Annotated in this window: 6 protein-coding genes; all 6 read left to right on the forward strand. The window is 66.9% G+C overall.

Annotated features, from left to right (window positions below):
• The coding region (pgaA, locus tag JMF90_RS12490; protein WP_201325138.1) for a poly-beta-1,6 N-acetyl-D-glucosamine export porin PgaA at nucleotides 1-1,706 on the forward strand (1,706 nt) is incomplete at its 5' end.
• 13 nt (nucleotides 1,707-1,719) lie between these two features.
• Entirely contained in the window at nucleotides 1,720-3,813 is a 2,094-nt protein-coding gene (pgaB, locus tag JMF90_RS12495) for a poly-beta-1,6-N-acetyl-D-glucosamine N-deacetylase PgaB (RefSeq protein WP_011547961.1), read from the forward strand.
• Nucleotides 3,810-5,081, forward strand: coding sequence for a poly-beta-1,6-N-acetyl-D-glucosamine synthase (gene pgaC / locus JMF90_RS12500; RefSeq protein ID WP_011547962.1), 1,272 nt, complete (start codon nucleotides 3,810-3,812; stop codon nucleotides 5,079-5,081). The genes pgaB and pgaC overlap by 4 nt, the downstream gene beginning before the upstream one ends.
• A complete protein-coding gene (locus JMF90_RS12505; protein ID WP_011547963.1) occupies nucleotides 5,059-5,547 on the forward strand; it encodes a hypothetical protein in 489 nt (162 codons plus the stop codon). Before pgaC ends, JMF90_RS12505 begins: the two co-directional genes overlap by 23 nt.
• Before the next feature lie 118 nt (nucleotides 5,548-5,665).
• Entirely contained in the window at nucleotides 5,666-7,489 is a 1,824-nt protein-coding gene (glmS, locus tag JMF90_RS12510; protein WP_011547964.1) for a glutamine--fructose-6-phosphate transaminase (isomerizing), read from the forward strand.
• Nucleotides 7,486-8,701, forward strand: a 1,216-nt coding sequence (locus tag JMF90_RS12515) for a hypothetical protein (protein WP_201325139.1), incomplete at its 3' end; no start/stop codon positions are given. The genes glmS and JMF90_RS12515, both read left to right, overlap by 4 nt.

Below are 8,701 nucleotides of genomic sequence, written 5' to 3' on the forward strand. Positions count from 1 at the left end.
GTTCGGACCGCTTCGACGGGCTCGACAACGCGCTGCGCGCCGCCGACGACCTCGACAAGCGGATACCGGCCACGCCGGAGTACACGCCGGTCCGCACGGCGCTCGCCGGTGACCGGGTGGTCGCCCTCGCCGCACGCGGCGACATGAAGGCGGCCGTCACGACGTTCGAGACGATTCCGTCCAACGCGGAGATCTCGATCGACGCGCTGGCGGCCGTCGGCGATGCGTACCTGTACCTGAGCGAGCCGGCCAAGGCGAACACCGTGTACGCGCGGGCGTTGCAGCAGGCCACCGCGTCGCCGACCGATCGCGCGACCCGCGGCTTCCAGTATGGCGCCCGCACGCAGCCGATCGAGCTGCGCGAAGGGCTGTTCTGGTCGTACGTCGACCAGGCGCGCGCGCCCGAAGCGAAGCAGGTGCTCGACGACATGGAGAAGTCGCTGCCGCCGGTCAAGCAGGTGACCAACGTCGGTCCGGGAGAAAGCGACTATCTGCGCTACTACCGGCTGCGCGCGCAGTACCTGATCTTCACGGGTCACGTCGACCAGGGCATCGCCGCCCTCGAACAGCTCGAGAAAGAGGTGCCGTTCAACGCCGAGGTCCGTGCCGCGCACGCCGACGCCGTGTCGGGCCAGTCGCATCCGCGCCAGGCGATCTCGATGTATCGCGCATCGCTGACCGATCACCCGGACAGCGTCGAGATGCTCGCGGGCCTCGGCCGCGCATCGCTCACGGCAGACGACTACGCGACCGCGAAGACCGTCGATCAGACCCTGGGCAACACGTTCCCGGACAGCGGCTCCGTGCGCAGCTTCAAGCGCGACTACAACGCCTACCGCAGCCCGGTGTTCACGACCGACCTGAGCTTCGAGCACGGTAACAGCGCACTGGCCGACAACAGCTTCACGTCGGACAGCTACATCTATTCGCAACCGTTCGGCGACAACTGGCGGATCTTCTCGCATACGTTCTTCGGCCATGCGCAAACCGACGGCGGCAGCGTCAGCCGCACGCGCACCGGCATCGGCGGCGACTATCGGCACGGGCCGCTCACCGTGCTGGGCGAGGTCACGCGTTCGATGGGCGGGGACGGCCGGACCGGCGGTCGCGGGACGATCGCGTACGCGCTGAACGACTACTGGACGGTCGGCGCCGGGCTGGACACCAACGACAACTCGCTGCCGTGGAAGGCGTATGCCGCGCACATCTGGGGCCGCTCCGCGAACGTCGAGGTCGTGTATCGCCAGAACGACCGGCGCGAAGTCAAGCTGAGCTACGGCGTGAGCCGCTACAGCGATTCGAACCTGCACCAGGAGATCGCGGCGACCGCCACGCAGCGCGTGTACACGTCCGCGAACCAGCTCGTCAACGTCTCGCTGAATCTCGGCACCGACAGCAACACGCGCCAGGACGCGCCCTACTTCAGCCCCGGTCGCGACTACGCGGCCGCGGCGACCGTGATGCATCAGCTGACGCTGTGGAAGAAAGGTGACACGGGGCTGCAACAGCGCGTGTCGGTATCGGGCGGCGTGTACAACGAGCGCGGCTTCGGCACCAGCCCGCTGTGGAGCGCGCGCCTCGAGCACGCGTGGACGTTCAAGCACGACATCACGCTGAGCTACGGCGTCGAGGTCAGCAGCCACGCATACGACGGCCAGCGCGAACGCTCCGAAACCGGCTTCTTGTCGCTCAACCTGCCGTTTTAGCAAGGAGCTCTGAATGCAATCCAGACGGACCTTCATGTGCGGATGCCTCGGCACGTTTGCCGCCTGTTCGCTGTTCCCGGGCGTGACCGGCGCCAAGATGATCGATCTGCTGCCGCCGTCCGATCCGGCCGACGGCAAGACGTTTCGCGTGATCTGCATGCACGACGTGCGCGACAACCTGATGGCGTCGTTCTCGTCGCCGACCGCGATCATCGATCCGTTCGCGGTCGATACCGGCACGCTGACCGCGATCTTCTCGTGGCTGCAGACCAACAACTACCACACCATCACGGTCAAGCAGATCGAAGAGTCGCGCCGCGGCGGCAAGCCGCTGCCGCCGCGCTCCGTGCTGCTCACGTTCGACGACGGCTTCCGCAGCCACTACACGAAAGTGCTGCCGCTGCTCGAGCGCTTCAAGTATCCGGCCGTGATGGGCCTCGTCACCGCGTGGATCGACACGCCGCCGGATACGCCGATCCGCATCAGCGACAAGGTGCAAGTGCCGCGCGACTACTTCCTGTCGTGGGACGAGGTGAAGAAGCTCGGCCAGTCTGAATTCGTCGAGCTCGGCTGCCACACCCACAATCTCCACCATGGCGCGGTCGCGAATCCGCAAGGCAACGAGCTGCCGGCGACCACGTCGCATCTCTACCTGCAAGATCAGAAACGCTACGAGACCGACGCCGAGTTCCACGCCCGCGTGCACGACGACCTGCAGACGTGCGTGCGGCAGATCCGCGAACGCACCGGTATCGTCGCGCGCTCGATGGTGTGGCCGTACGGCGCGGAAAACCAGCCCGTGCGCCAGATCTCGACGTCGCTCGGCATGGACGTCCAGTTCAGCCTCGATGCCGGCCCGAATACGCCGGACGTGCCGCTCGACCGACTGAGACGGATTCTGATGATGTACGACGTCGACATCGGCGGGTTCGAGCGCTCGATGCGCGAACCGGCGTCGAACCGCGGCGACGTCGACGTGCCCGAGCGCACCGTGCAGGTCGATCTCGACCAGGTCTACGATCCCGATCCCGCACGGCAGGAAGCGAATCTCGGCAAGCTGATCGAGCGCATCTACCGGATGCAGCCGAAATCGGTGTACCTGCAGGCGTTTGCGGACCCGAAGGGCACGGGCGTGGCCGAAGCGGTGTATTTCCCGAACCGGCACCTGCCGATGCGTTCCGACCTGTTCTCGCGTGCCGCGTGGCAACTCAATACGCGCGCCAACGTACAGGTGTACGCGTGGATGCCGGTGCTCGCGTTCCGGCCGTCCCCCGACAAGCTCCGCTCGCTCCAGGCCGTGAGCGCGTTCGGCGGTGCGCCGGCTAGAGAGAACGGCACGCGCGTGTTCCGGCTGAGTCCGTTCGATCCCGATGCGCGGCTGATGATCCAGCAGATCTACGAGGATCTCAGCAAGCACGCGTCGTTCAGCGGCATCCTGTTCAGCGACGACGCGGTGCTCGACGACTACGAGGATGGGGGCCGGCATGCGCTGCGCACCTATTCGCAATGGGGGTTGCCGGCCGACATCGGCAAGATCCGCGAGAACCCCGACCTGATGAAACGCTGGACGCGCCAGAAGACGCGCTACCTGATCGACATGACCCGGCAACTCGAGCAGATCGTGCTGGCGCACCAGAACGTCGGCGACGTGCTGACCGCGCGCAACATCTTCGCGATGCCGGTGCTCAAGCCCGAATCGGAAGCGTGGTTCGCGCAGAACTACGACGATTTCCTCGCCGCCTACGACTACGTCGCGCTGATGGCGATGCCGTACATGGAACAGGCGAAAGACCCGGAAGGCTGGCTGGACCAGCTCGTGAAGGCCGTACGCGCGAAGCAGCGTGGGCTGCAGCGCACCGTGTTCGAACTGCAGGCATACGACTGGCACGGGCAGAAGGCGGTGCCGGCCGGCACGCTGCTCGCGCAGATGCGGCGGCTGCGCAGCGAGGGCGCCGTGAATTTCGGCTACTACCCCGACAACTTCCTGAACGGCCAGCCGGAACTCGACGCGATGCGCGACGTGATGTCGCTGAAATCGCGCCTCGACCCCACCTCGATCAACGCGCTGATGCAGATGCAGCACTCGCAGGGAACCAAGACACCATGACCTCCCATAGCCTCATCCAGCGCCTGCAGGATTTCGTCTTCTACTATCCGTTCTTCATGTCGTACCTGTGGATGATCGGCGGCGTCGTGCACTACTTCCTGCTCGAGGAAGGCCGCGAGCTGTCGACGCGCACGATCGCGTCGAGCGGCATCCCGAAGGTGTCGATCGTCGTGCCCTGCTTCAACGAAGCCGCGAACGCGCGCAGCGTGATCGGCCACCTGAACGGGATGCAGTATCCGAACTACGACATCATCGCGGTCAACGACGGCAGCAAGGATCGCACCGGCGAGATCCTCAACGAGCTGGCCGTCGAGATCCCGCGGCTGCTCGTGATCCATCACGCGCGCAACGAAGGCAAGGCGGTCGGGCTGACGACCGCGGCGGCCGTGTCGAACGCGGAATACCTGCTGTGCATCGACGGCGACGCGCTGCTCGCGCACGATGCGATCGGCTGGATGCTCGAGCACTTCCTGACCGACCCGGGCGTCGGCGCGGTGACCGGCAACCCGCGCATCCGCACGCGCACGTCGCTGCTCGGCCGCATGCAGGTCGGCGAATTCTCGTCGATCGTCGGGCTGATCAAGCGCACGCAACAGGTGTACGGCCGCATCTTCACGGTGTCGGGCGTGATCACGATGTTCCGCAAGACGGCGCTCGCCGACGTCGGCTACTGGAGCTCGGACATGCTCACCGAGGACATCGACATCAGCTGGAAGCTGCAATGCCGCGACTGGCGCGTCGTGTACGAGCCGCACGCGCTCAGCTGGATCCTGATGCCGGAGACGGTGAAGGGGCTCTACCGGCAGCGGCTGCGCTGGTCGAAGGGCGGCATCCAGGTGCTGCTCAAGTACGCGGGCACGCTGATGCGGCCGACGCAGATGATGATGTGGCCGCTGTTCGCCGAATACCTGATCGGCATCGCGTGGGCGTACTCGATGACGTTCATCCTGCTGCTCGCGTTGATCGACGTCGTCTATCCGCTTCCGCCGAACTGGCATGTGTCCGTGGTGCCGCACTGGCACGGGATGCTGCTGGTCGCGACCTGCATCCTGCAGCTGATCATCGGCAGCATGATCGATCGTCGTTACGACGAAAAACTCCTGATGTACTTCCTTGACACCATCTGGTACCCCGTCGCGTTCTGGCTGATCAGCATGATCACCACCGTCATCGCCCTGCCCGCCGTCGTGCTGCGGGGCCGTGGCAAGCGCGCCGTTTGGGTCAGTCCCGACCGAGGCATTCAACATGAAGAACGCGCCGATTATTGACCTTTCCCTGCGCGCACCGCGCGACATGATCGCCGAACGCGGCAACATCGTCGGGCCCGTGCTCGTCGCGTGGTTCCGTCTCGTGCGGCCTGCGCTGGTCGGGGGCGTATGGGCCTCGATCTGCATCTATACGTACCGTTACCTGCTGCCGTTCAACGAGGCCGAGATGCCGATCGAACAGATCGTGTTCTACGTGACGAGCATCGCGCTGATCGCCGGCACGATCGTCATGTGGCTGATCGCGGGGCGCGTCGTGCATCCGCTCGCGTACCGGTTGCGGGTGTCGAAGATGCTGCGGCGCTCGGCCAGCGTGAAGGTGCGCTCGGTACCGCCGACCGCGTTCGCGAGCGAGCGCCGGCGCGGCGCGCGACGCACGACGCGCATTCTCGTCGCGTCGCACGATGCGAACGGGTCGATTTCCGGCATCGAGTGGATCGCGCATGCCGAGCCACAACCGCGCGAATGAATCGCCGGAAACGTGCCGCGCCGGGCGCGACGCCTGCCGCGCGACGTGGCACCGCTTTCGACACCGTGCTGGCGCGCGACACGCGCCAGTCGACAACTTCCTGGAGACGAGGTGAATCATGTGCGGAATCGTCGGAGCAAGCGGCCGGAACAATCAAGTGCCGCAACTGGTCAACGCGCTGAGCCGGCTCGAATATCGCGGCTACGATTCGTGCGGCATCGCCGTGCAGGGCGACGGCCGCCTGCGCAGCGAACGCACGTTGAGACGCGTGACCGACTTGCAGGACCGCGTGCTGACGCTCGGCCTCGAAGCGCAGACCTGCATCGCGCATACGCGCTGGGCGACGCACGGCGCGCCATCGGAAATGAACGCGCACCCGATCATGTCGGGCGACACGATCGCGGTCGTGCACAACGGGATCATCGAGAACCACGACACGCTGCGCGCCGAACTGAAGCAACGCGGCTATACGTTCCGCGGGCAGACCGATACCGAAGTCATCGCGCACCTGATCCACAGCCTCTATCGCGACGACCTGTTCGACGCGGTCGTACGCGCCGTCAAGCGGCTGCACGGTGCGTACGCGATCGCGGTGCTCAGTGCGCGCGAGCCGCAGCGCCTCGTCGCCGCGCGCGCCGGCTCGCCGCTCGTGATCGGCATCGGCGCCGAGCAGAACTACCTGGCGTCCGACTGCGCGGCGCTCGGCGACCTGACCGACCGCTTCGTGTACCTGGAGGACGGCGACGTCGCGCTGATCACGCCGGAGCGCATCGCCGTGGTCGATGCGGGCGGGCAGGAAGCGCGGCGCCCGTTGTGCGAAGTGAAGGCGCGCGCGGACGACGCCGCGCTCGGCCCGTACCAGCACTTCATGCAGAAGGAAATCTTCGAGCAGCCGAAGGCGATCGACAGCACGCTCGACGGCATCGACGCGATCTCGCCGGCGCTGTTCGACGCGACGGAAGGTACGCGCGCGCTGCTGTCGCGGGTGAGAAGCGTGCTGCTGCTCGGCTGCGGCACCAGCTACTACGCGGGCCTGACCGCGAAGTACTGGCTCGAAAGCATCGCGGGCGTGCCGGCGCAGGTCGAGATCGCCAGCGAATACCGCTACCGCGACACGGTGGCCGATCCGCGCACGCTCGTCGTCGGTATCTCGCAGTCGGGTGAAACGGCCGACACCATCGGCGCGATCGAGCAGGCGCGTGCGATGGGCCAGGACCTGTCGATGGCGATCTGCAACGTCGCGACCAGCACGATCGCGCGCAACGCGCCGCTGCGGTTCCTCACGCGGGCCGGCGCCGAACTCGGTGTCGCGTCGACCAAGGCGTTCACCACGCAGCTCGTCGCGCTGTTCGTGCTGACGCTGACGCTCGCGCAACTGCGCGGCCGGCTCGATGCGGCACAAGTCGCGACGCACCTGAAGCAATTACGCGCGCTGCCCGATCGCATCAGCCACGCGCTCGCGCTGGAAACGCAGATCATGGGCTGGGCCACGAAGTTCGCCCGCACCGAGAACGCGCTGTTCCTCGGGCGCGGCATCCATTTCCCGATCGCGCTGGAAGGCGCGCTGAAGTTGAAGGAGGTGTCGTACATCCATGCGGAAGGCTATGCGGCCGGCGAACTGAAGCACGGGCCGCTCGCGCTCGTCACGAGCGCGATGCCGGTCGTCACGATCGCGCCGGACGACCGCCTGTTCCAGAAGCTGAAGTCCAACATGGCCGAGGTGCGTGCGCGCGGCGGGCGGCTTTACGTGCTGGCCGGCAATCAGCTCGAGATCGACGCCGACCGCGACACGCACCTGATCCGCGTGCGCGAATCGGGCGACCTGCTGTCGCCGATCGTCAACGTGATTCCGCTGCAACTGCTCGCGTATCACGTCGGCTGCGCACGCGGCGCGGACGTCGACAAGCCGCGCAACCTCGCGAAATCGGTGACCGTCGAATGACGCGACGAACGCGCCCGGTACAGGCGGTCATGCGGCTGGCCATGGCTGCCCTCTGCGGCGCGGGCGGCATCGGCACGGCGTCGCCGCCTGCCTTTGCCGGCGCGCCGGTCGTGCATACGGTCACCGTGCCGAGCACCCCGGCGCCGCAGGACACCGGCGACCCGCGGCGCTTCATGCACGGCATCGGCGTGGCCGACGCCGGTGACGGCAAACGCTGGGTGTTCTTCAGCAGCTCGGGTGTCGTGCCGCGCGGCGCGCGGCGCGGCGGTAGCTGGCCGCATGACGTGTACGTCGGCGAATGGGCGCCCGGCGAGCCGCGCGTGCTGCGCGTGCGCACGTTCATCAGCCGCCCCGAGGCGCAGGAGCCCGTCTCGATCGCGCAGAACGCGCACGGCGACATCTTCGTCACGTTCGAGGATGGCTGGAATACGTCGCAGGAAGTCAGCCAGCGCTACGGCGTCTACCGCCGCGACCTGAAACCGATCAAGCCCTACCCGAACGACGTCGAATCGGGCGGCCACTCGGGTCACGTCGCGACGGTCGCCGACCGCTTCGTCGTGTTCTATTCCGCGGACTGGGTCAACGGCGGCGGGGTCGACAACCTCGGCAGCGGCAACGGCGTCTACCTGAAAACCTACGACGCGGCCGGGCGCGTGCTGAACCATGTCGCGGTCGCGCCGCGCCGCCGCGAGTGGTGGCCCGTGATCGCGGGCTCGCCGCGCAACGCGCTGCTCGTGTGGCAGAAATTCATCGACGGCAGCACGGACGCGACGCTCGAATACGCGATGTTCGACCCGGTCACCGCGAAACTGGACAAACTCGGATCGCTGAACGATGCGATCCAGTACTACGTGTATTCAGCCGCCTATGTGCCGGAGATCGACCGTTTCATCGTCGTCACGACGACCGCGGACGAGCGCGGCGTCGCGATGCTGATTGCGCCGGACGGCCGCCGCACGGCGACGCTCGATTGCCTGCCCGCGTCGGTGCGCGAATCGGGCCTCGGCGTCGTCGGCACGCACGCGTATGTGCCGACCCGCGACGGGCGGCTGCTGACGCTCGCGCTCACGCCGGCGGACATGAAGGTAAGCGGCGTGCAGCGCTCGCCGATTCCGTGGGGCTCGACCGGCATCGCCGGCTTCCCGGCGCGCGGCACGGCGATGCATTTCGTGTCGCTGACGCCGTCGGGGCTGCGCGAAGCCGATTTCGATC

It is taken from the genome of Burkholderia sp. E168m23, assembly GCF_016586125.1.
Taxonomy (GTDB): Bacteria; Pseudomonadota; Gammaproteobacteria; order Burkholderiales; family Burkholderiaceae; genus Burkholderia; species Burkholderia orbicola.